The sequence below is a fragment of the Marivita sp. genome (assembly GCF_051859345.1).
GTDB lineage: Bacteria > Pseudomonadota > Alphaproteobacteria > Rhodobacterales > Rhodobacteraceae > Marivita.
Genome location: NZ_JBHYFV010000002.1, coordinates 177727 through 203742, shown reverse-complemented (window position 1 = coordinate 203742; position 26016 = coordinate 177727). Strand labels below are relative to the sequence as shown.

General features: G+C 59.6%; 28 protein-coding genes. 21 read left to right on the top strand and 7 right to left on the bottom strand.

Translation table 11 applies throughout. The features are described from left to right. The 3 genes from ACTIEN_RS02600 to gloB form a co-directional block, all read right to left on the bottom strand. Positions 1–954, bottom strand: a complete 954-nt coding sequence (locus tag ACTIEN_RS02600; RefSeq protein WP_439521543.1) for a M23 family metallopeptidase — start codon at positions 952–954, stop codon at positions 1–3. Continuing rightward, positions 951–3275, bottom strand: coding sequence for an ATP-dependent Clp protease ATP-binding subunit ClpA (clpA, locus tag ACTIEN_RS02595; protein ID WP_439521542.1), 2325 nt, complete (start codon positions 3273–3275; stop codon positions 951–953). Before clpA ends, ACTIEN_RS02600 begins: the two co-directional genes overlap by 4 nt. A 157-nt stretch (positions 3276–3432) precedes the next feature. Further along, entirely contained in the window at positions 3433–4200 is a 768-nt protein-coding gene (gene gloB, locus ACTIEN_RS02590; protein ID WP_439521541.1) for a hydroxyacylglutathione hydrolase, read from the bottom strand. A gap of 62 nt (positions 4201–4262) precedes the next feature. Here gloB and ACTIEN_RS02585 point away from each other — a divergent pair, with 62 nt between their 5' ends. The 7 genes from ACTIEN_RS02585 (at position 4263) to ACTIEN_RS02555 (ending at position 10785) form a co-directional block, all read left to right on the top strand. Beyond that, positions 4263–5048: a methyltransferase domain-containing protein gene (locus ACTIEN_RS02585; protein WP_439521540.1), complete on the top strand. Its 786-nt coding sequence runs from the start codon at positions 4263–4265 to the stop codon at positions 5046–5048. 341 nt (positions 5049–5389) lie between these two features. Further along, positions 5390–5956, top strand: a complete 567-nt coding sequence (locus ACTIEN_RS02580; protein WP_439521594.1) for a F0F1 ATP synthase subunit delta — start codon at positions 5390–5392, stop codon at positions 5954–5956. After that, the gene (gene atpA, locus ACTIEN_RS02575; protein ID WP_439521539.1) at positions 5957–7495 is read left to right on the top strand and encodes a F0F1 ATP synthase subunit alpha; all 1539 of its coding nucleotides are present in this window, start codon (positions 5957–5959) and stop codon (positions 7493–7495) included. Between the two features lie 12 nt (positions 7496–7507). Then, positions 7508–8389 carry a F0F1 ATP synthase subunit gamma gene (locus tag ACTIEN_RS02570; protein ID WP_439521538.1) on the top strand — a complete coding sequence of 294 codons (882 nt, stop codon included), beginning with the start codon at positions 7508–7510 and terminating at the stop codon, positions 8387–8389. 16 nt (positions 8390–8405) lie between these two features. Continuing rightward, the gene (atpD, locus tag ACTIEN_RS02565) at positions 8406–9830 is read left to right on the top strand and encodes a F0F1 ATP synthase subunit beta (RefSeq protein WP_439521537.1); all 1425 of its coding nucleotides are present in this window, start codon (positions 8406–8408) and stop codon (positions 9828–9830) included. 63 nt (positions 9831–9893) lie between these two features. After that, complete coding sequence (locus tag ACTIEN_RS02560; protein WP_439521536.1) at positions 9894–10328, top strand: F0F1 ATP synthase subunit epsilon; 435 nt, start codon at positions 9894–9896, stop codon at positions 10326–10328. Positions 10329–10434: 106 nt separating this feature from the next. Then, the gene (locus ACTIEN_RS02555) at positions 10435–10785 is read left to right on the top strand and encodes an H-type lectin domain-containing protein (protein ID WP_439521535.1); all 351 of its coding nucleotides are present in this window, start codon (positions 10435–10437) and stop codon (positions 10783–10785) included. 34 nt (positions 10786–10819) lie between these two features. On the opposite strand, the gene ACTIEN_RS02550 is transcribed toward ACTIEN_RS02555, so the two are convergent. Next, on the bottom strand, positions 10820–11830 hold the full coding sequence (locus ACTIEN_RS02550; protein ID WP_439521534.1) for a ribose-phosphate pyrophosphokinase: 1011 nt from the start codon (positions 11828–11830) through the stop codon (positions 10820–10822). Positions 11831–11932: 102 nt separating this feature from the next. Here ACTIEN_RS02550 and ACTIEN_RS02545 point away from each other — a divergent pair, with 102 nt between their 5' ends. The 10 genes from ACTIEN_RS02545 to pnp all read left to right on the top strand — a co-directional run bounded on the left by ACTIEN_RS02545 (position 11933) and on the right by pnp (position 20065). Further along, a complete protein-coding gene (locus ACTIEN_RS02545; protein ID WP_439521533.1) occupies positions 11933–12532 on the top strand; it encodes a 2-hydroxychromene-2-carboxylate isomerase in 600 nt (199 codons plus the stop codon). Further along, entirely contained in the window at positions 12532–13335 is an 804-nt protein-coding gene (locus ACTIEN_RS02540; protein ID WP_439521532.1) for an alpha/beta fold hydrolase, read from the top strand. The genes ACTIEN_RS02545 and ACTIEN_RS02540 overlap by 1 nt, the downstream gene beginning before the upstream one ends. Before the next feature lie 70 nt (positions 13336–13405). Continuing rightward, positions 13406–14329, top strand: a complete 924-nt coding sequence (locus tag ACTIEN_RS02535; protein WP_439521531.1) for a tetratricopeptide repeat protein — start codon at positions 13406–13408, stop codon at positions 14327–14329. 27 nt (positions 14330–14356) lie between these two features. Further along, positions 14357–15001 (top strand): LON peptidase substrate-binding domain-containing protein, encoded by a 645-nt coding sequence (locus ACTIEN_RS02530; protein ID WP_439521530.1) that lies wholly within the window; start codon positions 14357–14359, stop codon positions 14999–15001. After that, the gene (locus ACTIEN_RS02525; protein ID WP_439521529.1) at positions 14998–15180 is read left to right on the top strand and encodes a Trm112 family protein; all 183 of its coding nucleotides are present in this window, start codon (positions 14998–15000) and stop codon (positions 15178–15180) included. The genes ACTIEN_RS02530 and ACTIEN_RS02525 overlap by 4 nt, the downstream gene beginning before the upstream one ends. Positions 15181–15251: 71 nt before the next feature. Continuing rightward, positions 15252–16160 (top strand): tRNA pseudouridine(55) synthase TruB, encoded by a 909-nt coding sequence (truB, locus tag ACTIEN_RS02520; protein WP_439521528.1) that lies wholly within the window; start codon positions 15252–15254, stop codon positions 16158–16160. Then, on the top strand, positions 16157–16711 hold the full coding sequence (locus ACTIEN_RS02515) for a DUF1643 domain-containing protein (protein ID WP_439521527.1): 555 nt from the start codon (positions 16157–16159) through the stop codon (positions 16709–16711). Before truB ends, ACTIEN_RS02515 begins: the two co-directional genes overlap by 4 nt. Before the next feature lie 106 nt (positions 16712–16817). Then, positions 16818–17216 (top strand): hypothetical protein, encoded by a 399-nt coding sequence (locus ACTIEN_RS02510; RefSeq protein ID WP_439521526.1) that lies wholly within the window; start codon positions 16818–16820, stop codon positions 17214–17216. Positions 17217–17357: 141 nt separating this feature from the next. After that, positions 17358–17627: a 30S ribosomal protein S15 gene (rpsO, locus tag ACTIEN_RS02505; protein ID WP_439521525.1), complete on the top strand. Its 270-nt coding sequence runs from the start codon at positions 17358–17360 to the stop codon at positions 17625–17627. A gap of 296 nt (positions 17628–17923) precedes the next feature. Beyond that, positions 17924–20065, top strand: coding sequence for a polyribonucleotide nucleotidyltransferase (gene pnp, locus ACTIEN_RS02500; RefSeq protein WP_439521524.1), 2142 nt, complete (start codon positions 17924–17926; stop codon positions 20063–20065). 263 nt (positions 20066–20328) lie between these two features. On the opposite strand, the gene ACTIEN_RS02495 is transcribed toward pnp, so the two are convergent. Continuing rightward, on the bottom strand, positions 20329–21015 hold the full coding sequence (locus ACTIEN_RS02495) for a response regulator transcription factor (protein ID WP_439521523.1): 687 nt from the start codon (positions 21013–21015) through the stop codon (positions 20329–20331). A gap of 159 nt (positions 21016–21174) precedes the next feature. On the opposite strand from ACTIEN_RS02495, the gene ribA reads away from it, so the two are divergent. The 4 genes from ribA to ACTIEN_RS02475 are packed head-to-tail and all read left to right on the top strand — an operon-like array spanning position 21175 to position 24161. Further along, entirely contained in the window at positions 21175–22263 is a 1089-nt protein-coding gene (gene ribA, locus ACTIEN_RS02490; RefSeq protein WP_439521522.1) for a GTP cyclohydrolase II, read from the top strand. After that, complete coding sequence (locus ACTIEN_RS02485; RefSeq protein ID WP_439521521.1) at positions 22260–22766, top strand: L,D-transpeptidase family protein; 507 nt, start codon at positions 22260–22262, stop codon at positions 22764–22766. Before ribA ends, ACTIEN_RS02485 begins: the two co-directional genes overlap by 4 nt. Positions 22767–22791: 25 nt before the next feature. Next, complete coding sequence (locus ACTIEN_RS02480) at positions 22792–23373, top strand: uracil-DNA glycosylase family protein (RefSeq protein ID WP_439521520.1); 582 nt, start codon at positions 22792–22794, stop codon at positions 23371–23373. Continuing rightward, positions 23370–24161 carry an SseB family protein gene (locus tag ACTIEN_RS02475; protein ID WP_439521519.1) on the top strand — a complete coding sequence of 264 codons (792 nt, stop codon included), beginning with the start codon at positions 23370–23372 and terminating at the stop codon, positions 24159–24161. The genes ACTIEN_RS02480 and ACTIEN_RS02475 overlap by 4 nt, the downstream gene beginning before the upstream one ends. A gap of 22 nt (positions 24162–24183) precedes the next feature. Here ACTIEN_RS02475 and ACTIEN_RS02470 read toward each other — a convergent pair whose 3' ends face one another. After that, positions 24184–25185, bottom strand: coding sequence for a P1 family peptidase (locus ACTIEN_RS02470; protein ID WP_439521518.1), 1002 nt, complete (start codon positions 25183–25185; stop codon positions 24184–24186). 85 nt (positions 25186–25270) lie between these two features. After that, positions 25271–26011, bottom strand: a complete 741-nt coding sequence (locus tag ACTIEN_RS02465; RefSeq protein WP_439521517.1) for an SDR family oxidoreductase — start codon at positions 26009–26011, stop codon at positions 25271–25273. Between the last annotated feature and the right edge of the window lie 5 nt (positions 26012–26016).

Sequence of the window (26016 nt, the reverse complement as noted above, 5' to 3'; positions counted from 1 at the left end):
CTATTCGACGGTTACATCCGCATGCCGAATAGCGATGATCCTGTCGCCCCGGATCATCCGCGCATAGCCGCGATAGTCGCCCCTGGGCCATCCCGTCGCGGGCGCACGCCTTCCATAGGCGCGCATCAAGTGCTTTTGATCGACGTCCAGCCGGGCAGTGTGATCGAACACCTGTCCGTCCGGGCCGGTCATCGTCATCTCGATCCGGTCATATGTGTTGCCGTGAAACGCGTGGGCATACAGGATCAGATCGTCTTGCGGGGACAATGTGGTGCGCCGTGCCGCTCCGGATTGCACCGATCCCAGTTCGGGAATCGCGTCCGATATACCAACTGTGTACAGACCCGCATCGGTGTATTTGGGTGTGTCGAGCCAGAGCGTTTGTAGCGGAGTGCTGCACGCATTGTCCTGTTCGGGCGCGAAGGGATCAACGATGTCGGCCCCTTGGGTGATGGTCAGGTGCAGGTGCGGGTAATTGGTCAGTCCGCTGAGTCCAACTTCGCCCAGAAGTTGCCCTTGCAAGACACGCTGTCCCGGCGTGACCCGCACAGACCCGAGCTTCATGTGGCAGTAGACCGACTGATAGCCGTTGCCGTGGTCGATGCGCACCGCGTTGCCGCATTCTTCACCGTTCAGATCCGTTCCGGGAACATAGGGCTGATCCGGTCGCGTGTTGCGGATCGCTTGTACCCGACCATCGGCGGCGGCGATCACGCGCACCCCTTTGTCCATCTGATCAAAGCTGAGAAGTGCAAAATCCGTGCCGCTGTGCCCATCGCGGGATTTCAGGCCGCAGTGGTAGTCGGACACGTTTTCCGAAGGATCGACGTCTGGATAGTCCTCGATCACGCAGGTTTCGCCCAGAACGCAGTCCAGTGGCATCCCCAAAAACGAAACGTCCGCCACAGCAGGTGTGGCGGACGCGAGGATCAGTGCAAAGACGCTGCGGATCACTCCGCCGTCAAAAGAGGGGGCTTCTTGCTCGACAGGCGCGGGTTGTCCGGCCCTGCGGTTTCCAGCAACAGCTTGCCATCCTTGATCGAGACCCGAACCACGCCGCCCTTGGCAAGCTTGCCGAAGAGCAGTTCTTCCGCGAGTGGTTTCTTGATCTCTTCCTGGATCACGCGGCCCAAAGGACGCGCGCCCATCTTGTCGTCGTAACCCTTGTCGGCCAACCATTCGGCGGCTGGTTTGGTCAGTTCGATGGTCACGTTACGATCCATCAGCTGTGCCTCAAGTTGAAGCACGAACTTTTCGACCACTTGCAGGATCACCGACTTCGGAAGCGGCGCAAACGAGATGACCGCGTCCAGACGGTTGCGGAATTCCGGCGTGAAGGTGCGTTCGATCGCCGCCGTATCCTCGCCCTCGCGGCGGTCGCGGCCAAAGCCGATGGCCGCCTTGGCCAGTTCGGTCGCCCCGGCGTTGGAGGTCATGATAAGGATCACGTTGCGGAAGCTGACGGTGCGCCCGTTGTGATCGGTCAAAGACCCGTGGTCCATCACCTGCAACAGGATGTTGTAGACATCCGGGTGCGCCTTTTCGATCTCGTCGAGCAAGAGCACGCAATGCGGGTGCTGATCGACACCATCGGTCAGTTGTCCGCCCTGGTCGAACCCGACATATCCCGGAGGCGCGCCGATCAGACGGCTGACCGCGTGTTTCTCCATGTATTCGGACATGTCGAAGCGGAGCAGTTCCACACCCAGCGTATCCGCCAGTTGTTTCGCCACTTCGGTTTTGCCCACACCGGTCGGTCCGGCAAACAGGTAGTTGCCAATGGGCTTTTCCGGTTCGCGCAGACCCGCCCGCGCCAGCTTGATCGCCGAGGACAGGGCGTCGATGGCGGCGTCCTGACCGAAGACCACGCGCTTGAGCGACGCTTCGAGATCCTTGAGTACCTCTGCATCGTCCTTGGACACGCTTTTTGGCGGGATGCGCGCGATCTTGGCGACAACCGCTTCGATCTCTTTCGGACCGAGCGATTTACGGCGCTTGGATTCCGACAGAAGATGCTGGGCCGCGCCCGCCTCGTCGATCACGTCAATGGCCTTGTCCGGCAATTTACGGTCGTTGATGTAGCGCGCCGACAATTCCACAGCCGTCTTGATCGCGTCGGCGGTGTATTTGACGTGGTGATGCTCTTCGAAATAGGGCTTGAGACCCTTGAGGATCTTGATGGTGTCTTCAACCGACGGTTCATTCACATCAATCTTCTGGAACCGGCGCGACAGCGCGCGATCCTTTTCGAAGTGCTGGCGGAATTCCTTGTAGGTCGTGGACCCCATTGTGCGCAGCTTGCCGCCCTGAAGAGCGGGCTTCAGAAGGTTGGACGCGTCCATTGCACCACCCGAAGTGGCACCCGCCCCGATCACGGTGTGGATTTCGTCAATGAACAGCACCGCATCACGGTGCTCTTCCAATTCGGTGACCACTGCTTTCAACCGCTCTTCAAAGTCACCGCGATAGCGGGTTCCTGCCAGAAGCGCGCCCATGTCGAGCGAGTAGATCGTGGTATTCGACAGAACCTCGGGAATGTCGCCTGCAACGATCTTGCGGGCGAGGCCTTCGGCAATTGCGGTTTTGCCCACACCCGGATCACCCACCAGAAGCGGGTTGTTCTTGCGACGGCGGCACAGAACCTGGATGCAGCGTTCGACTTCGGCATGGCGTCCGATCAACGGGTCGATATCGCCTTCACGCGACTTGGCGTTGAGATCGACGCAATACTTGGCCAACGCCGATTCCTTCTGTTCACCCGGCGGTTCGGACGATTGGGTCTCTTCCTCGTGTTCGGGCGCGCCAGTGACCGGGCGGCTTTCGCCGTAGGCTGGATTCTTGGCGACTCCGTGTGCGATGAAGTTGACCGCGTCATAGCGGGTCATGTCCTGATCCTGAAGGAAATACGCCGCGTTGCTTTCGCGTTCGGCAAAGATCGCGACCAGCACGTTTGCCCCGGTCACTTCGCTGCGGCCCGAGCTTTGGACGTGGATCGCTGCGCGCTGAATCACGCGCTGGAAGGCCGCTGTCGGCACTGCTTCGGACCCTTCGATGTCGGTCACGAGGTTCGACAGGTCATCGTCGATATAGTCGACCAGCGTGGTGCGCAATTCTTCGGTATCGACCGAACACGCCTTCATCACGCGGACCGCGTCGGGTTCGTCGATCAGCGCCAGAAGCAGGTGTTCCAGCGTCGCGAATTCGTGGGATCGGGAGTTGGCCAGCGCCAGCGCCGAGTGGATTGCCTGCTCAAGGGTATTCGAAAATGAAGGCACGATTTAGTGCTCCTTCTTTTTTGCGTCGCGCCGCAGGGTACGGAACAACTGTCATCTTAGTATTAAAGTTTGGTCGTTACCGACAAAGCTTCAAGTTTTTTCTTCGTCTTGACAGGTCACAAGGTATCGATTGTTCACAAGTTCTTGTGAATTTGCCTCAGAAGCGGTCTTTACGAGCCCGGATTTCCGCAAAAACCTCGACCGGCTCTGCGCCGATCATGTCGAGATGGGCTTGTATCGCGGGATCAGCGGCGCGCAGGAATGGATTGGTCGCCACTTCGTCAGAGAGTTTGCTGGGAACCGTCGGTTCGTTGCTGTCACGCTTCGAATTTATGCGTTCTATGCGGTCTTTCAAGTCTATATTTTCCGGGTCGATGGTGATCGCGAACCGTGCATTGGCTTGGGTGTATTCATGACCCGAACAGATAATCGTCGACGGATCAAGCGCTGCGAGCTTTTGCAGGCTGTTCCACATTTGTGCCGCGGTGCCTTCGAACAGGCGACCACATCCCAGCGCCATCAGGCTGTCTGCCGTAAACGCATAGCCGGATTTGGGAAGGACAAAGGCGATATGTCCAACGGTGTGGCCGGAGACATCAAGGATCTCCACCACCTCACCACCGAATTCAAACGCATCGCCATCCGCGACTTCGCGGTTGAGACGAGGCAGGCGATGCCGGTCTGCCTTTGCGCCTGTCACCTTGGCGTCGTGATGTTTGAGCAGATCATCCACGCCGCCGATATGGTCGTGATGATGATGGGTCAGCCAGATCTCGTTCAGGGACCAGCCGCGGCTTGCGAGTTCGCTAAGGATGGGTTCGGCTTCGGGCACATCAATGCAGGCCGTCTGGCCGCTTTCGCTGTCATGCAGAAGATAGGTGTAATTGTCTGACAGCGCAGGCAGGGTGACAAGTTCAAGAGTCATGGCATTTCTTTCCGTGGTGGTTACACTTATCTCAATCTAGGCCAAATATATCGGAGGCCCAAATGCATCTCGACGTGCAGCGTCTTCACAGCTTTTATTATCGCAGTGCGATCGGGCGGGTGGCACAGCGCGTTGTGCGGGATCAGGTCAAGACATTCTGGCCCGAAGCCAAGAAGCAATCAGTCGGCGGTTTCGGCTTTGCGGTTCCGCTCTTGCGGCCATACCTGAAAGATGCGCGCCGGGTCATCGGCTTGATGCCAGCGCAGCAGGGCGTGATGCCCTGGCCGGCGGGAATGCCCAACGTATCGGTTCTGTGTGAAGAAACATTATGGCCGATTGAGAACGGGCGCTTTGACAAGCTGATATTGATGCACGGGCTGGAAACATCCGAGCGGCCCTCGGCGCTGCTTGAGGAATGCTGGCGCGTTCTTGGCCCCGGCGGCAAGGCACTATTCATCGTGCCGAACCGGTCGGGGCTGTGGGCGCGGTCCGATGCGACCCCGTTTGGATATGGTCGGCCCTATTCGATGGGCCAGCTGGAATCACAGTTGAAAGCCCACAACTTTGCGCCGCAGCGCCATACGGCGGTTTTGTACCAGCCCCCGTCGACCCGCCGCTTCTGGATGAAGACCGGGCGGTTCTGGGAACAGATGGGGCGCAACGTGTCGGCGCTTGTTGCGGGTGGGGTGCTGATGGTGGAGGTGACGAAAACCAACCCCACTCCTCGCGGGACGAAGTTGGAAAGCCGGGTGCTCAATCCGCTGGGGAATCTTGTGCCGTCACCCTCTGCGAAGCCGGTCCGCGCGCGTTCGGTGACCAAAAGCCCTGCGTTTACGACGACCGACTGACTGCATTGCAGGCTGGTTCCAGCTCACAGGCTACGATCAGGCGAATTGAGCGTTGACCTCTTGGGAACACCAAATTCAGACGTTTCGCGCCAACAGGAATCGGCAAACATGACCGATATCATGGGGCCAGATGAAATTTTCTTGCGCGCATTAGGTCGCAGTCTGTGTTAAGCCCTTGGAAATAAGGGGTATGGGTCGGTTTTCAAAATCACCATACCGTGTTGCGGGCTGCGGAAGCCTCTGCTACATCCGCGCTGATTTCTATGCCATGCGGCATTTGCCAAACTGAAACGACCCTGACCACCGAAGCTTCGGGGGATCGGGGACAGAATAGCGGAAGGGTGGACGTGTCTGAATCAGCTTCCATTTCCTCTGGCATCGCGGATCGCTATGCCATGGCGGTCTTTGACCTTGCCAAAGAGGGTAAAGAATTCGACCAGCTCGAGTCCAACCTCGACGATCTGTCGGCCGCTCTTGCCGGCAGCCCGGAGCTGATGGATCTGATCCATTCGCCGGTCTACAGCCGCGAAGAGCAGTCAGGCGCAATTGCTGCGGTTTCGGCCAAGATGGACCTGTCGAAGACCATGCAGAACGTGCTGTCGCTGATGGCGTCCAAGCGGCGTCTGTTCGTGGTGCCGCAGATGATCAACCGCCTGCGCGAGTTGATTGCGGAAGAAAAAGGCGAAGTGACTGCGGATGTCGCATCTGCCGTGAAACTGACCGCCGCTCAGTCGAAAGAACTTGCCAAGACGCTGACAGCGAAGATTGGTAAAGACGTCAAGATCAATATGACCGTTGATGAAAGCCTCATCGGCGGTCTTGTCGTTAAAGTGGGTTCGAAGATGATCGACACGTCGATCCGCTCCAAGCTCAACTCCCTGCAAAATGCTATGAAAGAGGTCGGATAAATGGGTATCCAAGCAGCCGAGATTTCTGCGATCCTTAAGGACCAGATCAAGAACTTCGGGCAGGACGCCGAAGTCGCCGAGGTGGGCCGCGTCCTTTCCGTTGGTGACGGTATTGCGCGTGTCTATGGCCTCGACAACATCCAGGCGGGTGAAATGGTCGAATTCCCCGGTGGTATCCGGGGCATGGCGCTGAACCTCGAAGCCGACAACGTCGGTATCGTGATCTTCGGCTCCGACCGCGACATCAAGGAAGGCGACACCGTCAAGCGCACAAACGCGATTGTGGACGTGCCTGTGGGTGACGAACTGCTGGGCCGCGTTGTTGATGGTCTCGGCAACCCGATTGACGGCAAGGGTCCGATCAAGACCGCCAACCGCTCTATTGCGGACGTCAAGGCGCCGGGCATCATCCCGCGTAAATCGGTGCATGAACCCATGGCGACCGGCCTCAAGGCCGTTGACTCGATGATCCCGATTGGCCGTGGCCAGCGCGAACTGATCATCGGTGACCGTCAGACCGGCAAGACTGCCGTCGCTCTGGACGCGATCCTGAACCAGAAGTCTTACAACGAGGCTGCCGGCGACGACGAGAGCAAGAAGCTCTACTGCGTTTATGTCGCCATCGGGCAGAAGCGCTCCACCGTGGCGCAGCTGGTGAAAAAGCTCGAAGAAAGCGGCGCAATCGAATATTCGATCGTGGTTGCGGCCACCGCGTCCGATCCCGCGCCGATGCAGTTCCTTGCACCTTACGCTGCGACATCCATGGCCGAGCATTTCCGCGACAATGGCCGTCACGCGCTCATCATCTATGACGACCTTTCCAAGCAGGCCGTGGCCTATCGCCAGATGTCCCTGCTGCTGCGTCGCCCGCCGGGCCGCGAAGCCTATCCGGGTGACGTGTTCTATCTCCACTCGCGCCTGCTCGAGCGGTCGGCCAAGCTCAACGAAGACAACGGCTCCGGATCGTTGACAGCGCTGCCGATCATTGAAACCCAGGGTGGTGACGTTTCGGCGTTTATTCCGACCAACGTGATCTCGATCACCGACGGCCAGATCTTCCTTGAAACCGAACTCTTCTACCAGGGTATCCGCCCGGCCGTGAACACCGGTCTGTCGGTGTCTCGTGTGGGGTCGTCCGCTCAGACAAGCGCGATGTCCTCGGTTGCGGGCCCGGTAAAGCTGTCCCTCGCGCAGTATCGCGAAATGGCGGCCTTCGCCCAGTTCGGCTCCGACCTCGACGCCTCAACCCAGCAGTTGCTGAACCGCGGTGCGCGTCTGACCGAACTCATGAAGCAGCCGCAGTATTCGCCGCTCACCAACGCGGAAATCGTCTGCGTGATCTTTGCGGGCACCAACGGCTATCTTGACAAGATCCCGATGGACCGGGTGAAGGATTTCGAAGTTGGCCTGCTGGGCCACATGCGCGGCAAGCGTCAGGACATCCTCGACTGGATCACCAAAGACGATCCGAAGATCAAGGGTGACGCCGCCGACAAGCTCAAGGCCGCGATTCAAGAATACGCCGCCGACTTCTCGTAAGGAGACGAGGCCATGCCAAATCTCAAGGATTTGAAAAACCGGATCGCGTCGGTCAAATCGACCCGCAAGATCACCAAAGCCATGCAAATGGTGGCCGCCGCGAAACTGCGGCGGGCACAGGATGCTGCTGAAATGGCACGTCCCTATACCGAGCGTTTCAACGCGGTCATGGGTGCGCTTGCCGCCAGTGTTGGCGACAGCGACAGCGCTCCCCGACTGCTCAGCGGGACGGGCAAGGACGATGTGCATCTGCTTGTCGTCATGACAGCTGAGCGCGGTCTGTGTGGTGGCTTCAATGCGAATATCGCGAAGCTGGCCAAGCAGAAGGCGACCGAGCTCAGAGGCCGGGGAAAGACAGTCAAGATCCTGACTGTCGGCAAGAAAGGCCGTGACGCAATGAAGCGTGACTTCGGCGACCTGTTCATCGGTCACATCGACCTGACCGAGGTCAAGCGGATCGGCTATGCGGATGCACAAGGCATTGCCCGTGATATCCTTGGCCGCTTTGATGCGGACGAATTCGATGTCGCGACGATCTTCTACTCCAAGTTCGTCAACGTCGTCAGCCAGACCCCGACTGCCCAGCAGATCATTCCGGCCGCGTTCGATGCGCCTGAAAGTGGCGCTGAGGAAGCAACCACGCTTTACGATTACGAGCCGGACGAAGAGGCGATCCTCGCCGATCTTCTGCCGCGCGGTGTGGCGACGCAGATTTTTGCGGCGCTGCTGGAAAATGGAGCCTCTGAACAGGGTGCCCGGATGAGCGCGATGGACAACGCCACGCGCAACGCGGGTGAAATGATCGACAAGCTCACCATTGAATACAACCGTTCGCGTCAGGCCGTGATTACCAACGAACTGATCGAAATTATCTCGGGCGCCGAGGCGCTCTAAGGACCGGAGACGAAACATGGCAAACGCAAAAGGCAAAATCACCCAGGTGATCGGTGCCGTCGTGGACGTTCAGTTCGCCGACGAACTGCCGCCGATTCTGAACTCGCTCACGACTGAAAACAACGGCAAGAAGCTTGTTCTCGAAGTGGCGCAGCACCTTGGCGAAAACACCGTCCGGACCATCGCGATGGACGCCACCGAAGGTCTGGTGCGCGGCGCGCCTGTGGAAGACACTGGTGCCCCTATCCAGGTGCCGGTCGGCAAGGCCACACTGGGCCGCATCCTGAACGTCACCGGCGATCCCGTTGACGAAAAAGGCCCGGTGAATTCCGACGATAAGCGCGCCATTCACGCCGAAGCGCCTAGCTTTGCCGCGCAGTCGACCGAGACGGAAATCCTGACAACTGGCATCAAGGTGATCGACCTTCTCGCGCCTTATACCAAGGGCGGCAAGATCGGCCTGTTTGGCGGTGCCGGTGTGGGCAAGACGGTTCTCATCATGGAACTGATCAACAACATCGCCAAGGTACACTCGGGTCTGTCCGTTTTCGCCGGTGTTGGTGAGCGGACGCGTGAAGGCAACGACCTTTACCACGAAATGATCGAATCCGGCGTTATCGTTCCCGACAACATGTCGGAAAGCAAGATCGCCCTCGTCTACGGTCAGATGAACGAGCCTCCCGGAGCGCGTATGCGTGTTGCCCTGTCCGGCCTGACACTGGCCGAGCAGTTCCGCGACGAATCCGGATCGGACGTTCTGTTCTTCGTGGACAACATCTTCCGCTTCACACAGGCCGGTTCCGAAGTGTCCGCCCTGTTGGGCCGTATCCCGTCTGCCGTGGGCTACCAGCCGACACTGGCCACCGACATGGGCCAGATGCAGGAACGGATTTCATCCACCAAGAACGGCTCGATCACGTCCGTTCAGGCCGTGTACGTTCCGGCGGACGACCTGACCGACCCTGCACCTGCGACGTCCTTTGCGCACCTCGATGCGACAACGGTTCTGGATCGTTCGATCTCGGAAAAAGGGATTTACCCGGCTGTGGACCCGCTTGGTTCCACGTCGCGTCTTCTTGATCCGCTGATCATCGGTGAGGAACACTACAAGGTTGCCACCGACGTGCAGCAGATCCTCCAGCGTTACAAATCGCTTCAGGACATCATTGCCATTCTCGGCATGGACGAATTGTCCGAAGACGACAAACTGGCCGTGGCGCGTGCGCGCAAGATCGAACGTTTCCTGTCGCAGCCGTTTGACGTGGCGAAGGTCTTTACCGGGTCGGATGGTATCCAGGTTCCGCTTGAAGACACCATCGCGTCGTTCAAAGCGGTTGTTGCCGGTGAGTACGATCACCTGCCCGAAGGTGCCTTCTACATGGTTGGTGGCATCGAGGACGTGAAAGCCAAAGCTGAAAAGATGGCCGCAGACGCGGCCTAATCCGGGCGCTCATCAGTCCTCGCGGTCTACTTCGCGGGGACGAGACCCAAAAGGAGAATATCCATGGCAGAGACCATGCAATTCGATCTGGTCAGCCCCGAGCGCAGCCTGATGTCGGCGCAGGTCAAATCTGTGCAGATTCCGGGCGCCGATGGCGACATGACGGCGATGCCGAACCATGCGCCGCTGATCACGACCCTGCGTCCCGGTGTTCTGACGGTCGAGACCGAAAAGGGCACCGAGGAATTTGTCGTGACCGGCGGGTTTGCAGAGATGGGCGAAGGCCTTTCCGTTCTGGCAGAACGTGCGCTTCCCAAGGCGGATGTGGATCAGGCGACCTACGAGGCGATGGTTGACGAGGCGCATGCCTCGTACAAGCAGACCAAGGAAACCTTCAAGAACGAGCCGGGTCCGGTCGATGATGCAGCCAAGCTGCTTGCCGACATGGTTGCGGTTGGCGGTCACATCGGTCTTTCGCCGAAACAGCCGTCGCTCTGATCCTGCGTTGACTTCAAAGCCAAAAGCCTCGCAGAGTTGCGGGGCTTTTTTCGTTTTGTCCGGCGATGCCATGCAGTAGAAATCGCTGACGACATGAGGTTGAGGCATGCAGATCATCAACAGTGCGCGGGTCGGTATTGCCCAGGGGTCTGTCGATCTTTTCTCGGATTACGAGGAAGGCGGCGACATGTGGACCGGCGAGGGATCGCGGGTTCGCAGCAAGCTGGTCACCTTTGATCAGCCCTTTTCCGCGCCGCCTGCCGTTCATGTGTCGCTGTCTCTTTGGGACATGGACAGCGCCCATAATGTGCGCGCCGATCTGACAGCGGACAATGTCACTGTCGATGGGTTCGAAGCGGTCTTTCGGACCTGGCTCGACACCCGCGTGGCGCGGGTCCGGATTTCCTGGATCGCGATGGGGCCGGTCGAAAATGACGACGACTGGGACGTAGAGTGACGCTACTGCTCCGTGATTGTGAGAGCAGTCCGGCCTACAGGATCCCCTCGTAAATCGGGCCAAGCGTGTCGGTCTCGAACAGGGACGAAACAGAGGTGCCGTTCCAGATGTTCAGGATCGCCTGCGCGAACATCGGGGCAGTCGGCAGGATACGAATGTTGTCGGCGTTTGAAACAAATTCGGTGGCCTGAATGGAATCGGTGATGACCAGCGATTTCATTACAGACTTGGTCACACGTTCGACTGCGGGACCGGACAACACGCCATGCGTGATGTAGGAATGGACCTCTATGGCCCCGTGTTCCATCAGAACTTCTGCGGCTTTGCAAAGCGTGCCAGCGGTGTCGCAAATGTCATCCACGATGATGCATTTCTTTCCTGTCACATCACCGATCACGGTCATTTCGGCAATCTCGCCTGGTTTCTCGCGGCGTTTGTCCACGATCGCGAGAGGGGCATTGATCCGTTTTGCCAACTCGCGTGCTCGCGCCACGCCACCAACGTCCGGAGAAATGATCATCAGATCAGAGGAATTGCCTTTGAACTGTTCAAGGATATCGAGAGCAAAGATCGGTGACGCGTAAAGGTTATCAACCGGCATGTCGAAAAAGCCCTGAATCTGCGCCGCGTGGAGGTCCATCGTCAACACGCGCTCGATGCCCGCTTCGGCGATCATGTTGGCCACCAGCTTTGCCGTAATGGGTGTGCGCGCCTTGGTGCGGCGATCTTGGCGGGCGTAACCGAAATAGGGGATCACTGCGGTGATGCGCGCTGCGGACGACCGGCGCAGGGCATCCGACATGATGAGCAATTCCATCAGGTTGTCATTGGCCGGGTTCGATGTGGGCTGGATGATGAACATGTCCTCGCCGCGCACGTTCTCGTAAACCTCGACAAACACCTCTTGATCGTTGAACCGTTCGACCCGCGCATCGACCAGACCCACATTCATGCCGCGATACATGGACATGCGCCGCGCGATGCCTTTTGCGAGCGGCATGTTCGCATTGCCCGAGATCAGTTTGGGTTCATCTAGGCTGGCCATATGTGCGCTCCGTAAGGTCAGGTATGACAGAATCGTGACATTGCGCTCGCATTAGCATGGGCCTACCGTCTCGCAAAGCAACTCACCCCAGAGAGCGAGCAAATGGCGCATATTGATTACTTTTTCTCCACACTGTCTCCGTACGCCTATCTGGCAGGGAGCCGGATGGAAGACGTCGCAGCCAAACATGGCGCAACCGTCACCTACAAACCGGTGGACATCACAACACTGTTCGGGCGCACCGGTGGCACCCCTCCGAAAGACCGCCACCCCAGCCGTCAGGAACTGCGCGCGCAGGAACTGACCCGGCAGTCAAAGAAGCTGGGAATGCCCTTGAACCTTCGGCCTGCGTTCTGGCCAACCAATGGCGCTCCGTCGTCCTATGCGATCATCGCCGCGCAAAATGCGGGGGGCGGAGACCTTGGACGGCTTGTGTCCGGGTTCCTGCGCGCTGTCTGGGTGGAAGACAAGGACATCTCGCAGGATGATGTCGTGCGCGCCGGACTGGCCGATGCGGGGTTTGATCCCGCGCTTGCCGACAGCGGACTGCTCTCCGGGGCAGAGACCTATGCGGCCAACCTTGAGGAAGCGGCGTCGCGCGGCGTGTTTGGCGCGCCGTTCTATATCACCGACACCGACCAGCGGTTCTGGGGACAGGACAGGATCGAGGATCTCGATCTGCATCTTGCCGGCAAGATTTGATGCCAGACGGCGTTCGGGCGGGGTTTCCTGTCTATTGGCGTGACTTTGGAACAGGTCCGGACCGGGCGCTGCTGTTGCATTGCGCACTGGCGCATTCCAAAGCGTGGACGCCCTTGGCGACCGAACTGTCGGACCGGCTGAAGATGGTTGCGCCTGACATGCCGGGGCACGGGCGCAGTGCAGCCTGGGATCAGAGATGCAATCTGCACGATCAGGTCACGGCGATTGCCTCGGACTGTCTGGGCGACGGCGGTCATGTGATCGGACATAGTTTCGGTGCCACCGTTTCCCTGCGTTTGGCGCTTGAGCAACCCGGGCGCGTCCAAAGCCTAACGCTGATCGAGCCGGTCCTTTTTGCTGCCGCCGGACAGAGTGATGCATCGGTGCTGCAAGATTACATTGACACGTCGCAGGAGTTTGCCAAGGCCTTGGCAAGGAAGGAATGGGAAACGGCTGCTGCGGATTTCATCGGGCTCTGGGGCGATGGACGCCCTTGGGATGCGCTGAGCGACCGCGAGCGCACCCTCTTTGCGTCGCAAATGACCTTCATTCAGGAAACAGAGACTTGCCTGTTGCAGGACACTGCCGGACTTTTGCAGGCAGGGCGGTTGGAAGGCATTGACTGTCCCGTTCTTCTGATCCGTGGGCAGAAAAGCGAACCGGTGATCGCGGCCATTCACGCGACCCTTGCGCGGCGCATTCCGGGCGCTGTGGATACCGTGGTAGACGGCGCTGGTCACATGGTGCCGATCACGCATCCTGGTCACGTCGCCCAACATATCCGCGCCCTGCTGGACACCTGACCCCTTGCAAGACGCGGATGGGTGCGCCATCTACCCCATGACATAGCGGCAAAGACGACAGGAGACAGCGATGATTGAACTCGGACAAAGCCCGGCACAGACCGACCTCATCAAGGATGTTTCCCAGGACGCCTTCATGACCGAGGTTGTCGATGCCAGCATGGAAACCCCGGTTATCGTGGATTTCTGGGCGCCGTGGTGCGGACCGTGCAAGACACTTGGACCGCAGCTTGAGGCCGAAGTCACGGCCGCGCGGGGCGCGGTCAAGATGGCCAAGGTCAATGTCGATCAGGCCGAAGGCCTTGTTCAGGCGCTTGCCCAGCAGGGTCTGCCGATCCAGTCCATCCCCACTGTCGTGGCGTTTGTTCAGGGTCGCCCGATCGACATGTTCCAGGGCGCGCAACCCGCCTCTGAGATCAAGGCGTTTGTCGAGCGTGTTGTCAAAGCAGCCGGAGGCGACGCCAGCGGTGGTCTGGATGATGCGGTTGAAGCGGCGGAAGAGATGCTTGAGGCGGGTGCGGCAGCCGATGCGATGCAGACCTTTGCCGCCGTTCTGGAAGAAAATCCCAACCATGCGCGGGCCTATGCGGGCCTTGTGCAGTGCAACCTTGCGATTGGCGACTTGGATCAGGCAGAGGCCATTCTGAATGGTGCCCCGGCCGAGATCGCAACCAGCCCAGAGCTTGAAGCGGCACGCGCGCAGATCGAACTGGCGAAACAGGCCAGCAATTCCGGTCCGGTGGCCGAACTGCAGGCCCAGGTCGAGGCTGATCCCGACAATCATCAGGCGCGGTTCGACCTTGCACAGGCGCTTTATGCGTCCGGTGACGGGCAAGCGGCGGTCGATCACCTGCTTGAGCTGTTCCGCAGGGATCGCGAATGGAATGACGCGGCCGCAAAGGCCCAGTTGATGACGATTTTCGAAGCGCTCAAGCCGAATGATCCGGTGGCGCTAAACGGTCGTCGTCGGTTGAGCTCAATGATATTTGCCTGATCGTTTGCGAAGGCTAGATCGTCGGACATGATAAGAGTCACAGAATTGCCGGGGTCCATCCCCGTCTTCCCGCTGCCCGGAGCGCTTCTGCTGCCCCGCGCACGGTTGCCGCTGCATCTGTTCGAGCCGCGATACCTGCAAATGCTTGAAGACGCGATGAAAACACCCGCGCGTCTGATCGGAATGGTGCAGCCGAATGCGCGTCCGAAGGGCGATCAGGATGCCTTGCACCGCATCGGCTGTGCCGGACGGGTGACACAGTTCTCCGAGACTGAGGATGGCCGGTACATGGTGACACTCAGTGGGATTTCCCGTTTTCGGGTTGTGGCCGAGATCGAGGGATTCACGCCGTATCGCCGCTTTGATGTGAACTGGGACGGGTTTGACCGGGATCAGGGCGGACCTGAACATGATCGCAGCTTTGATCGCGATGCGTTCATGGAATTGCTGGACCGGTATTTTTCGGCACGCGATTTGTCTGCGGATTGGCCGACGCTCAAGGATGCGGATGATGAGTTGCTGATCAATTCCTTGTCCATGCTTCTGGATTTCGAACCCGAGGAAAAGCAGGCTTTGCTGGAAGCGCCATCGCTGTCCACGCGCCGCGAAACCCTGGTGACGCTGATCGAATATGCGCTGCGCGGCGGACAGTCCGAGGATATCCTGCAATGACCGAGACACCCGGCTTTGACCGAAAGATGCTGGAAGCGCTTGTCTGCCCACAGACGCAGGGCCGGTTGGAATACGACGCTGCACGTCAGGAATTGATCAGCCACACCGCGCATCTGGTTTATCCGATCCGCGATGGCATCCCGATCATGCTGATCGACGAAGCCCGCGATCTCGACTGAGAGCTCACCTGAATTGACAGGGTCCGTGCCCTGCGATACCTCGCCGATCTTTCAGGTATGTGAGGGACACAATGGCACGCAAACGCAAGGGGCGCGATATTTCCGGCTGGCTGGTTGTGGACAAGCCTGCGGGCCTCACCTCTACCGCCGTTGTGAACAAGGTGCGCTGGGCGCTGGACGCAAAGAAGGCGGGCCATGCCGGCACGCTCGATCCCGAGGCGACGGGTGTGCTCGCGGTGGCTCTGGGCGAAGCGACCAAGACGGTGCCTTATATCACTGACGCGCTAAAAGCGTATGAATTTACTGTACGGTTCGGGCAGGCGACCCGTACGGATGACGCAGAGGGCGAGGTGATCGCCACATCGGATCAACGTCCCTCGGAGGATGAGATCAAAGAGGCGTTGCATGGGTTTGTTGGCGAGATTCAACAGATCCCGCCGCAGTTTTCCGCTGTCAAGATCGACGGAGAACGCGCCTACAAGCGCGCCCGCGACGGCGAGGAAATGGACATCGCCGCACGGTCCTTGTGGGTTGAGGAATTGACCCTGCTGGACCACCCCGATGCCGATCATGCAGTGCTGCAACTGGTCTGCGGAAAGGGCGGCTATGTTCGGTCCATTGCCCGTGACCTCGGAGAGACGCTTGGGTGTTATGGCCATGTGCTGCGCTTGCGGCGCACCTGGTCGGGACCGTTCGATGCAGCTGATGGGCTGAGCCTGGAACAGATCGACGCGATGGCACGGACACCCGAACTGGATACCCATTTGCGACCCTTGGAAGAGGGATTGACAGAGTTGCCGGAACTGACCTGCACAGCCGAAGCTGCGGTCAAGCTGCGCAACGGCAACCCGGCAATGGTGATCGCATCGGGCGTGGAATACGGCGATGAATGTTGGGTGTCCTGTGATGGAGAACCGATTGCGGTAGGGCGCTACAAGTCCGGAGACGTGCATCCGTCGCGGGTCTTTGTCGCACCATGACGGACCTGCCGTCAGAGCTTCGGGATGCTCTGATCCATCGCTCACACCACGCGGATGGCTGTCTTTCGCACGTCTGGTTTTCGCAATGTGACCGGTATCGGTATGGGCTGTCGCGGATCTGGAACGCACAGCAGCCTGCGCTGATGTTCCTCATGCTGAACCCGTCAACGGCGGACGAGCATCGCAACGATCCAACCGTGGCCCGCTGCGAAACCCGCGCGCGGGCAATGGGATTTGGTGCAGTGATGATTGCCAATATCTTTGCCTTTCGGGCGACACGCCCACAGGATCTGAAACGGGCCAAAGCACCGAATGGGGACATGAACAACGCCCTGCTTGACTGTTGGTCGGCGCAGGCCGGGATGACGATTGCGGCGTGGGGCGTGCATGGCGGGCATCTTGGACGCGGTGTCGAGGTGGCGCGCAGGTATCGCGGGGACATGCACCATTTGGGACTGACGAAGGACGGACACCCACGCCACCCGCTTTATGTGTCGTTCAAGACGACCCCGACAGCGTGGCGGTTTGACGACCGGTATCGCGATCATTGATCCATAGAATTGTACCTGTTTTGGCGACCCGCCTGTAAGCAGGGAAAACGCTTCATTTACGATTGAGACCTAAGCTTGGGATTGTTCGCTCAAGACACAGGGCCCCATGCTTTATTTCGCCATATCCCTCATCGGTTTGATCGGAGTGTCCTTGCTGACCTTTGTCAGCCCCTTTCGGACGCCGCAGCGCGCTGTCTACGCGCGGCCCCCTGTCGATTGGCCGGATGTTCCGGTTGATGCGCTTGCCCTGTTCCAAAAGACCGGGCGTATCAACCAACCCCTGCCCGGCCGGGCTGCACCCACGCGGGTGGCGTCTTTCGATGCGGCGCAGGACGTCGTTCTTGCACTGGTACGCCCGTCGATCCAGCACCGCCCGGAAATCGCGTTGCGCCTGTCGCCCAAGGAAGAGGACTGGATCGATGTCCTGTTGAACGACACAGTTGTCGCTCAGGTGCCGACCGCAGAATTGACACTGCGCAAAGGCAGGATTGCCGGGCCAAGGTGAGGTGGTGCTCATGGGGCTTTCCAAGCGATGGATTATCGCCTATATGCGTGCATCCGCACCATGTGTGGAGATTCTCCATGGGCCCTGCTGGACGACATCCCGGCTTGCGCCATTCACTCCAACCTTCGAAAGGAGACCCCGATGTCGATCACTGTTGAAGAAAAGAACCGCCTGATCAAGGAATTCGCGACGAAAGACGGCGACACAGGTTCGCCCGAAGTTCAGGTTGCGATCCTCACCAGCCGGATTTCCACGCTGACCGAGCATTTCAAAACGCACAAGAAAGACAACCACTCGCGTCGTGGTCTTCTCAAACTTGTGGCTTTGCGTCGTAAGCTTCTGGACTACACCAAGGCAAAAGACGAAGCGCGCTATCAGAACCTGATCCAGCGGCTTGGCATCCGTCGTTGAGACGCATCTGACGGTCGGTTTCAAAGGGCTCGCTTGGCGGGCCCTTTCTTGTTGTGGGGTATGACAGGCGGGACCACATCCTTGAAAGGATGTGGTGAAATCTTGGAAGATTTTCCAACCCGCAGAGTGACAAAACGAATGGTTTTCTTTGTCCTCGAATTCCTGTAATGCCCGCGCATCTGAGACGTGACGCCTTGACCCCGGCGCATGACAGGATGAAGGGGTCGGCGGCAATGGGGCCGCCATGAAAACGGGAGACCCGGAGGGCCGGGAGTGCTCCCATACAGGAATCGATGATGTTCAACATTACGAAAAAAAGCATACAGTGGGGCGAAGAGACGCTTACGCTGGAAACGGGCAAGGTTGCCCGTCAGGCCGATGGCAGCGTGATTGCCACCCTCGGCGAAACCTCGGTCATGGCCAACGTTACGTTCGCCAAGAAGCCGAAACCCGGTCAGGATTTCTTTCCTCTGACCGTCCACTACCAGGAAAAATACTACGCCGCCGGTAAAGTGCCGGGCGGTTTCTTCAAGCGCGAAGCGCGTCCGACGGAAAAAGAGACGCTGACCGCGCGTCTCATCGACCGTCCGATCCGCCCGCTGTTCGTGCCGGGCTTCAAACATGAAGTTCTGGTGATGTGTACCGTTCTGTCCCACGATCTGGTCAATGATCCTGACGTGGTCGCAATGATCGCGGCATCCGCTGCACTGACCATTTCGGGCGCGCCGTTCATGGGGCCGATTGCGTGCTGCCGTGTTGGCTATTCCGAAGGCGAATACGTCCTCAACCCCGAAGTCGAGGATATGGACCAGCTGCGCAACAACCCGGATCAGCGTCTTGATCTGGTTGTCGCGGGCACCAAAGACGCCGTGATGATGGTTGAGTCCGAAGCCTACGAGCTGACCGAAGAAGAGATGCTGGGTGCGGTGACCTTCGCACATGAGCAGATCCAGCCGGTGATCGACCTGATCATTGATCTGGCCGAATCCGCCGCAAAAGAACCGTTTGACTTCCAGCCGCCGGATTACTCCGACCTGTATGAAGCGGTCAAAGCGGCTGGCGAGGACAAGATCCGTGCGGCCTATGCGATCACCGACAAACAGGAACGCACAACAGCAGTTTCCGATGCCAAGGCCGCCATTGTCGAGGCGTTGAGCGACGAGCAGCTTGAGGATGCGAACCTCGGCTCCGCACTGAAAAAGCTGGAAGCGTCTGTTCTGCGCGGTGATCTTGTGAAAACCGGCAAGCGGATTGACGGCCGTGCCTTGGACGAAGTGCGTGACATCGTGTGCGAAACCGGCCTCCTGCCGCGCACACACGGGTCTGCCCTGTTCACCCGTGGCGAAACGCAGGGTCTGGTTGTCACCACGCTGGGCACCGGCGACGATGAGCAGATCATCGACGCGCTGCACGGCAATTACCGGTCGAACTTCCTGCTGCACTACAACTTCCCGCCGTATTCGGTTGGCGAAGCCGGTCGTGTTGGCCCTCCGGGACGGCGTGAAATCGGTCACGGCAAACTTGCGTGGCGCGCACTTCAGGCGGTTCTTCCGGCGGCAACCGATTTTCCGTACACCGTGCGTGTGGTGTCCGAGATCACGGAATCCAATGGCTCGTCCTCGATGGCGTCGGTCTGTGGTGGCTCGCTGTCCATGATGGATGCGGGTGTTCCGCTCAAATCCGCAGTGGCCGGTGTGGCGATGGGTCTGATCCTTGAAGAGGACGGCTCTTACGCGATTCTGACCGACATCCTGGGTGACGAAGATCACCTTGGCGACATGGACTTCAAGGTTGCGGGTACCGAGAACGGCATCACGTCGCTGCAGATGGACATCAAGGTTGCGGGTATCACACCCGAGATCATGCAAAAGGCGTTGGCGCAGGCCAAGGCAGGCCGGATGCACATCCTTGGCGAGATGAACAAGGCGCTGACCGGCGCTGCGGACTTCTCGATCCACGCGCCGCGTATCGAGACGATGCAGATTCCAACCGACAAGATCCGTGAAGTGATCGGCTCGGGCGGCAAGGTCATCCGCGAGATCGTGGAACTGTCCGGTGCCAAGGTCGACATCAACGATGACGGCATCATCAAGATTGCCAGCCCGAACGGCGAAGCCATCCAGAAGGCCTATGACATGATCCATTCGATCGTGGCAGAGCCGGAAGAAGGCCACGTCTACAAGGGTAAGGTCGTGAAGATCGTCGATTTCGGTGCCTTCGTGAACTTCTTCGGCAAGCGCGATGGTCTGGTGCATGTCAGCCAGATCGAGAACCGCCGCCTGAACCATCCGTCGGATGTGCTCAAGGAAGGTCAGGAAGTCTATGTGAAGCTTCTGGGCTTTGACGACCGGGGCAAGGTGCGCCTTGCGATGAAGATGGTCGATCAGAGCACCGGCGAGGAATTGACCGCCGAGCAGCAGAAAGAAAGCGCAGAGTAATCACTTGCGTCTGAGAACGGTGAAAGGCGTCCCGCTCGGGGCGCCTTTTTTCGTTGGGAGGATGGGTTGACTCCCGGTCCTGCGAACGCTGGCGGACGGGCTGTTGTCCGGCCAACAAAAAAAAGACCCCGGAACAAAGTCCGGGGCCAAGTCCAACAGGGAGGTGCATATGATGACCCGCATATGCGACGGGAACTGTTAACCTGCTTCTAAAGGTGTGCGTGGAATGCCACTTTGATCTGGATCAACAGGCGACCAACGTCTCACGACACCAGCCGATACCCGCCGGATTCCGTCACCAGCAGACGTGCGTTTGACGGATCGGGTTCGATCTTTTGGCGCAGGCGGTAGATGTGGGTTTCCAAGGTGTGAGTGGTCACACCCGCGTTGTAGCCCCAGACCTCATGCAAGAGCGTATCCCGCGCCACGACCCCATCGGTCGAACGGTAAAGGAATTTCAGGATGTTCGTCTCTTTCTCCGTCAGACGAATCTTTTTTTCGTCTTCCGTCATCAAGAGCTTCATCGACGGCTTGAACGTATACGGCCCAAGCGTGAATACGGCATCTTCGGACTGTTCGTGTTGGCGCAATTGGGCGCGAATGCGGGCCAGAAGCACCGGGAACTTGAACGGCTTCGTGACGTAATCATTTGCCCCCGCATCAAGACCGAGGATCGTGTCGGAATCGGAATCATGGCCGGTGAGCATCAATACAGGCGCTTTGACGCCTTGTTTGCGCATCAGGCGGCACAATTCACGCCCATCCGTGTCCGGCAGGCCAACATCAAGGATGATCAGATCATAAAGCTGTTCCTTGACCCGGCTCATGGCGGCTGTGCCACAATCCGCTTCGAAAACCTCGAAATCTTCGGTCATGACCAGTTGTTCGGCCAGTGCCTCGCGCAGATCGTCATCATCATCGACAAGAAGGATATTCTTGAGCTGTGCCATTGTGTTGCCTCTCCGTCTGTTGAGTGAGACATGGGCGGGACGTTGCGTGGCGGCAAGATTTGCTGCAAGTGTTTCACGGCCTCGTGTATGCAAGGGGCAAATGTTTCATTAATCGGGGGCTTTTGTTGCAATCCGGCCCGCTGGGAGACCATCGCCTTCATGACGCTTGCGCCTGACATCACCGAACTCCTGGCCCGTGCGCGCGCGGATTTGCGTATGGGAGTGCCGATTGTTCTGGACTCGGACGACGGGCTTCTGGTGCTGTCCGTCGAGACCCTGGGGGCAGAGCGTCTGCGCGATCTGATGGCCTTGCCCGGACAGGCCGATCTTGTTCTGACCGGACGCCGCGCCGAAACGCTCAAAGCGCGCGCCTATGATGGCGATGTGGCGCGGGTTGCGCTTTCGGCGGACGCAACATTGCGTTGGGTTCAGGCGCTGGCCGATCCGGCGGATGATCTGACCCATCCGATGAAGGGCCCTCTGGCCACGCGTCGGGGGCGCGAGGCCGGATTGCACAGGATGGCGGTGGCCTTGGCCAAATCAGCGCGGTTGCTGCCAGCGGTGATTGCCGTTCCTGTGACGGATTCGACGGGTTTTGCCGCGATCCACGGATTGACCTGTCTTGATGCCAAAACGGCGGCCCCCCGACTGGGCGCGTCTTTGGTGTTTGACCAGGTCGTGTCGGCAAGGGTGCCTCTGAGCGTCGCGCATGATGCGCGGTTGCATGTGTTTCGGCCAGAAGACGGTTCTGAAGAGCATTACGCAATCGAGATTGGACGCCCCGATCGCGCGGCACCGGTTCTGGCGCGTTTGCATTCGGCCTGTTTCACCGGTGATCTGTTGGGAAGCCTCAAATGCGACTGTGGCCCACAGTTGAATGGTGCTTTGGCCGCAATGGGGACCGAGGGGGCAGGGGTGTTGCTCTACCTCAACCAAGAGGGGCGCGGGATCGGACTTGCCAACAAGATGCGGGCCTATGCACTTCAGGATCAAGGCTTTGACACGGTCGAGGCCAATCACCGGCTTGGGTTCGAGGATGATGAGCGGGACTTTCGGATCGGGGCCGAATTGCTGCGCAAGCTGGGCTTTGGCGCGGTGCGCTTGTTGACGAACAATCCGGCCAAAATCGCGATGATGGAAAAGCAGGGCATTTCCGTTACCGAACGGGTGTCTCTGAAAGTGGGCGAAAACCCGCATAACACCGCTTACCTTGCGACGAAGGCGCGAAAGTCGGGGCATCTGTTGTGACGCCTGCGGATATGGTTCTGACCCGGCAAGGGATGCGCTTCATGGGGCGGATGTGGCCCTGTACACTCGGGCGGGGCGGTGTGTCCGCGCACAAGAGGGAAGGGGACGGTGCCACGCCGGTTGGACTCCATCGCATCGTGGGGCTGCTGTACCGGCCCGACCGCATGGCGCGTCCGACCGATTGGGCGGTGCCGATTCGACCCGGTGATCTGTGGTCGGATGATCCGGGTCACGAAGATTATAACCTCATGGTGCGCGCACCGTATCCGCATAGTCACGAAACACTCCGGCGGTCCGATCCGCTGTATGATCTGGTGCTCCTGACCGATTGGAACTGGCCACGCGCGGTCAAGGGGCGTGGATCAGCGATCTTTCTGCACCGGTGGCGGCGGCCCGGATTTCCGACCGAAGGCTGCGTGGCGTTTCGACCGGATCACCTACACCGGATTGCCGGCTTGATCCGGTTTGGGACACGCTTGATCGTCCCGACCGCGTTGACCTGAGCCGCGACGCATTACATCGCTTGGCATGACTGTTCAGGACCGTCTCTCTCATTGTACCCTCTGCGCAGACCGGTTCGCAGCGACCGCCACGCGGCATCGCCCCAATCCTGTGGTTTGGTTCCGACCCGGCGCGCGCCTGCTGATTTGCAGTCAGGCGCCGGGGATGCGCGCGCATACCAGTCGCATTCCGTTCGACGACCCAAGCGGGGATCGTTTGCGGGATTGGCTGGGGCTGGATCGGGTGGCGTTTTATGATCTGGACCGTGTGGCGATTGTGCCGATGGGCTTTTGCTTTCCGGGCTACAACGCAGCCGGGTCCGACCTGCCTCCACCCGCGATCTGTCGCCAGACATGGCATGCCGAAGTGCTTGATCACGTTGGCGCGGTGCCGCTGAAGCTGGTGATCGGGGGATATGCGCAGAAATACCATCTGGGCGTGAAGTCCGGTGTGACTGAAACGGTCCGCGCATGGCGCGACCATCTGCCAAAGCTTCTGCCCTTGCCGCATCCAAGCTGGCGCAATACCGCATGGTTGAAGAAAAACCCCTGGTTCGAGGCCGACCTTCTGCCGGTCTTGCGCGCGCGGGTTCAGGAGGTGATGGCATGAACTTGGAAACCCCGCTGGATCACGCGCATGCGGCGATGACGGCAGCACCTGACGACAGTGCGTCGCGATTGCGGTTTTACGATCGTTTGGCCGAGGCAGAGTTGTTCCTGATGCTTGCGCGTGAGGCCGAGGGCGATCAGGTCGAGCCGGAATTGTTCGATGTCGGTGACACCCGGTATGTGCTGGTGTTCGACACAGAGGATCGACTGAGCGGTTTTGCCGGGCGGGCCGTTCCGTATGTGGCGCTGTCGGGACGGACGATTGTGGGGCTGCTGGCCGCACAGGGGATCGGGATTGCCCTGAACCCCGAAGTCGCACCATCGTCGGTCCTTTTGCCGTCCGATGCGGTGGATTGGTTGGCCGAGACCGTCGCGCAGGGACCGTCAGAAGCAGAGGCGCGCCCAGAACAGCTTTTTGCGCCCAAAGCGGTGCCTGACGGATTGCTGGAGGCGGTTGACGCCAAGCTGCGCACGGCGGTGGGTCTTGCGCGGCGCGGCTATCTGGCAGAGGTGCTCTACGACACCGGGGTACGCGGGCATCTGATCGGGTTTACCGGCACCGTGCCGGGGGCCGAACCGGCGCTGGCGCAGGCCATACAGGAAGCGCTGGTGTTCTCCGGGCTGGAGGCAGCTGCGCTTGATGTTGTGTTCCTGAAGGATTCCGACGCCGTGACAGCCCAACTGGCGCGCGTCGGGTTGCGTTTCGATCTGCCGGAACCTGACGCGCCGGAGGTTCTTGAGCCAGTCGCGCCGGGCAGTGATCCGAAGAAACCGCCGATCTTGCGATGATGCAAGCCGCTTCAAAGGCGTTTTACCCGCGGGAATGCCGGAACGTGGGCACCGCATCTCCCTCGCGTGGAGAGGCCTCCCAAACTGCACGGGCGATGGCGCGGGACATGCAGATGGCTGCAAAATGTCCAAGCATCGCAAGAACATCATCCGACGGTGCAGCGCGGCGGGCGGTGCTGGAGGCAAAGATCAGGTCGCCATCGTAAGGTGTGTGCGAGGGCACAAGTGCACGGGCGAACCCGTCATGTGCAGCCGTCGCAAGCCGCTTGCAAGCGGCCTTGTCAAGCGTGGCATCCGTGGCGACAACCCCGATCGTGGTGTTGCCATGTTGGGCCATCGCCGCCGTTTTGCGACTGGGCGGAAGCGGTTGCAGCCCTGCCATAGGATCAGGGCCAAGCCCCCCGAACTCATCCCCAATCTCAAAAGGCGCAGCCCAGAAGTGGCGACCCGACGGCGTGGTTGCGCTTCCCAGCGCGTTCACCACCACAAGCGCGCCGATGCTGGTGCCATCAGGCAAGACCAGAGACGCCGACCCCAAGCCGCCTTTGTGCTGCGCGTCCGTCGCGCCGGTGCCTGCCCCGGCCGTCCCGATTGTAAAATCGTGCGTGGCGTTGGCAAGTGCCTGTTGCCCAAGCGCCGGGTACGGGTTTTCCTGCCAGTTCTTGTCGCCGTGGTTCAGCAGGTCGAAGATGATCGCGGCGGGAACGATGGGCACGCGGGCAGAGTGGATCTGAAACCCGCGCCCCTGTCGGGCCAGCGCGTCCATCACACCCTGCGCTGCCGCAAGCCCAAACGCAGAGCCGCCGGACAGGACCAGAGCATCGACGCCGGCAACCGTCTTGTCAGGTTCAAGCAGATCGGTGTCGCGCGTGCCCGGTGCGCCGCCCATGACAGCGTAGCTGGTGGTCATGGGTCCGTCTTCTGACAGAAGAACCGTGGTGCCGGATTTGAGGATGTCATCCTGCGCGTTGCCGACTTTCAGTCCTGCGACATCGGTGATCAGGTTGCGGGGACCGGGGGTCATTTCGGCGTTCCGCCATTGGCACGGTTGGAGTGAGGGGCCAGCCCCTCATACTCCCCGAGGTATTTGGAGCCCAAAGAAGCCCGGGTCATATGCAGCGTCCTCCGTCGACTTCCATACACACGCCGGTGATCATGCTGGCCTCCTCCGAGCACAGGAAGGCGGCGGCATTGCCAAGGTCTTCGGGGGTCGAAAAGCGGCCCAGCGGGATGGTCGAGAGGAATTTCGCGCGGATGTCGGGTGTGTCTTCGCCCATGAAGCTTTTGAGCAGCGGCGTTTCGCCAGCCACAGGGTTAAGGGCGTTCACGCGGATGCCGTCTGGGGCCAGTTCAACCGCCATTGTGCGTGTCGCGGTGATCATCCAGCCCTTGGAGGCGTTGTACCAGTTGAGGCGTGGCCGGGGGGAAACGCCAGCAGTCGAGGCAATGTTGAGGATGGTGCCTGTCCGGCGATGTTTGAAATGCGGGACCAATGCGCGGGCGGTCAGGTAGACGGATTTGCAGTTTACGGCAAAGACCCGGTCGAAATCCTCTTCGGTGACATCTTCCATCGCGGCGGGCAAATGGGTGATGCCCGCGTTGTTGACCATGATGTCGACATGGCCCAATTGGGTGATGGCAGTTTCGATCATGTCAGCCACCTGGTCGCCATTCGACACGTCAGCGGTGTAAGTGGTGCCGCCGATCTCGGATGCGATGGCCTTTGCTGCGTCAGTGTTCAGATCGACCACCATGACGGTCGCGCCTTCGGCAGCAAACTTGCGCGCGATGCCTGCCCCAAAGCCAGAGGCGGCTCCGGTTACGATGGCGGTTTTTCCGTTTAGTCTCATGACGC

Bases quoted from the DNA above. Each gene is read 5' to 3' on its own strand.
- gloB (WP_439521541.1), bottom strand. From the start codon at position 4,200: ATGACTCTTGAACTTGTCACCCTGCCTGCGCTGTCAGACAATTACACC.
- ACTIEN_RS02585 (WP_439521540.1), top strand. From the start codon at position 4,263: ATGCATCTCGACGTGCAGCGTCTTCACAGCTTTTATTATCGCAGTGCG.
- atpA (WP_439521539.1), top strand. From the start codon at position 5,957: ATGGGTATCCAAGCAGCCGAGATTTCTGCGATCCTTAAGGACCAGATC.
- ACTIEN_RS02570 (WP_439521538.1), top strand. From the start codon at position 7,508: ATGCCAAATCTCAAGGATTTGAAAAACCGGATCGCGTCGGTCAAATCG.
- atpD (WP_439521537.1), top strand. From the start codon at position 8,406: ATGGCAAACGCAAAAGGCAAAATCACCCAGGTGATCGGTGCCGTCGTG.
- ACTIEN_RS02560 (WP_439521536.1), top strand. From the start codon at position 9,894: ATGGCAGAGACCATGCAATTCGATCTGGTCAGCCCCGAGCGCAGCCTG.
- ACTIEN_RS02555 (WP_439521535.1), top strand. From the start codon at position 10,435: ATGCAGATCATCAACAGTGCGCGGGTCGGTATTGCCCAGGGGTCTGTC.
- ACTIEN_RS02550 (WP_439521534.1), bottom strand. From the start codon at position 11,830: ATGGCCAGCCTAGATGAACCCAAACTGATCTCGGGCAATGCGAACATG.
- ACTIEN_RS02545 (WP_439521533.1), top strand. From the start codon at position 11,933: ATGGCGCATATTGATTACTTTTTCTCCACACTGTCTCCGTACGCCTAT.
- ACTIEN_RS02540 (WP_439521532.1), top strand. From the start codon at position 12,532: ATGCCAGACGGCGTTCGGGCGGGGTTTCCTGTCTATTGGCGTGACTTT.
- ACTIEN_RS02535 (WP_439521531.1), top strand. From the start codon at position 13,406: ATGATTGAACTCGGACAAAGCCCGGCACAGACCGACCTCATCAAGGAT.
- ACTIEN_RS02530 (WP_439521530.1), top strand. From the start codon at position 14,357: ATGATAAGAGTCACAGAATTGCCGGGGTCCATCCCCGTCTTCCCGCTG.
- ACTIEN_RS02525 (WP_439521529.1), top strand. From the start codon at position 14,998: ATGACCGAGACACCCGGCTTTGACCGAAAGATGCTGGAAGCGCTTGTC.
- truB (WP_439521528.1), top strand. From the start codon at position 15,252: ATGGCACGCAAACGCAAGGGGCGCGATATTTCCGGCTGGCTGGTTGTG.
- ACTIEN_RS02515 (WP_439521527.1), top strand. From the start codon at position 16,157: ATGACGGACCTGCCGTCAGAGCTTCGGGATGCTCTGATCCATCGCTCA.
- ACTIEN_RS02510 (WP_439521526.1), top strand. From the start codon at position 16,818: ATGCTTTATTTCGCCATATCCCTCATCGGTTTGATCGGAGTGTCCTTG.
- rpsO (WP_439521525.1), top strand. From the start codon at position 17,358: ATGTCGATCACTGTTGAAGAAAAGAACCGCCTGATCAAGGAATTCGCG.
- pnp (WP_439521524.1), top strand. From the start codon at position 17,924: ATGTTCAACATTACGAAAAAAAGCATACAGTGGGGCGAAGAGACGCTT.
- ACTIEN_RS02495 (WP_439521523.1), bottom strand. From the start codon at position 21,015: ATGGCACAGCTCAAGAATATCCTTCTTGTCGATGATGATGACGATCTG.
- ribA (WP_439521522.1), top strand. From the start codon at position 21,175: ATGACGCTTGCGCCTGACATCACCGAACTCCTGGCCCGTGCGCGCGCG.
- ACTIEN_RS02480 (WP_439521520.1), top strand. From the start codon at position 22,792: ATGACTGTTCAGGACCGTCTCTCTCATTGTACCCTCTGCGCAGACCGG.
- ACTIEN_RS02475 (WP_439521519.1), top strand. From the start codon at position 23,370: ATGAACTTGGAAACCCCGCTGGATCACGCGCATGCGGCGATGACGGCA.
- ACTIEN_RS02470 (WP_439521518.1), bottom strand. From the start codon at position 25,185: ATGACCCCCGGTCCCCGCAACCTGATCACCGATGTCGCAGGACTGAAA.
- ACTIEN_RS02465 (WP_439521517.1), bottom strand. From the start codon at position 26,011: ATGAGACTAAACGGAAAAACCGCCATCGTAACCGGAGCCGCCTCTGGC.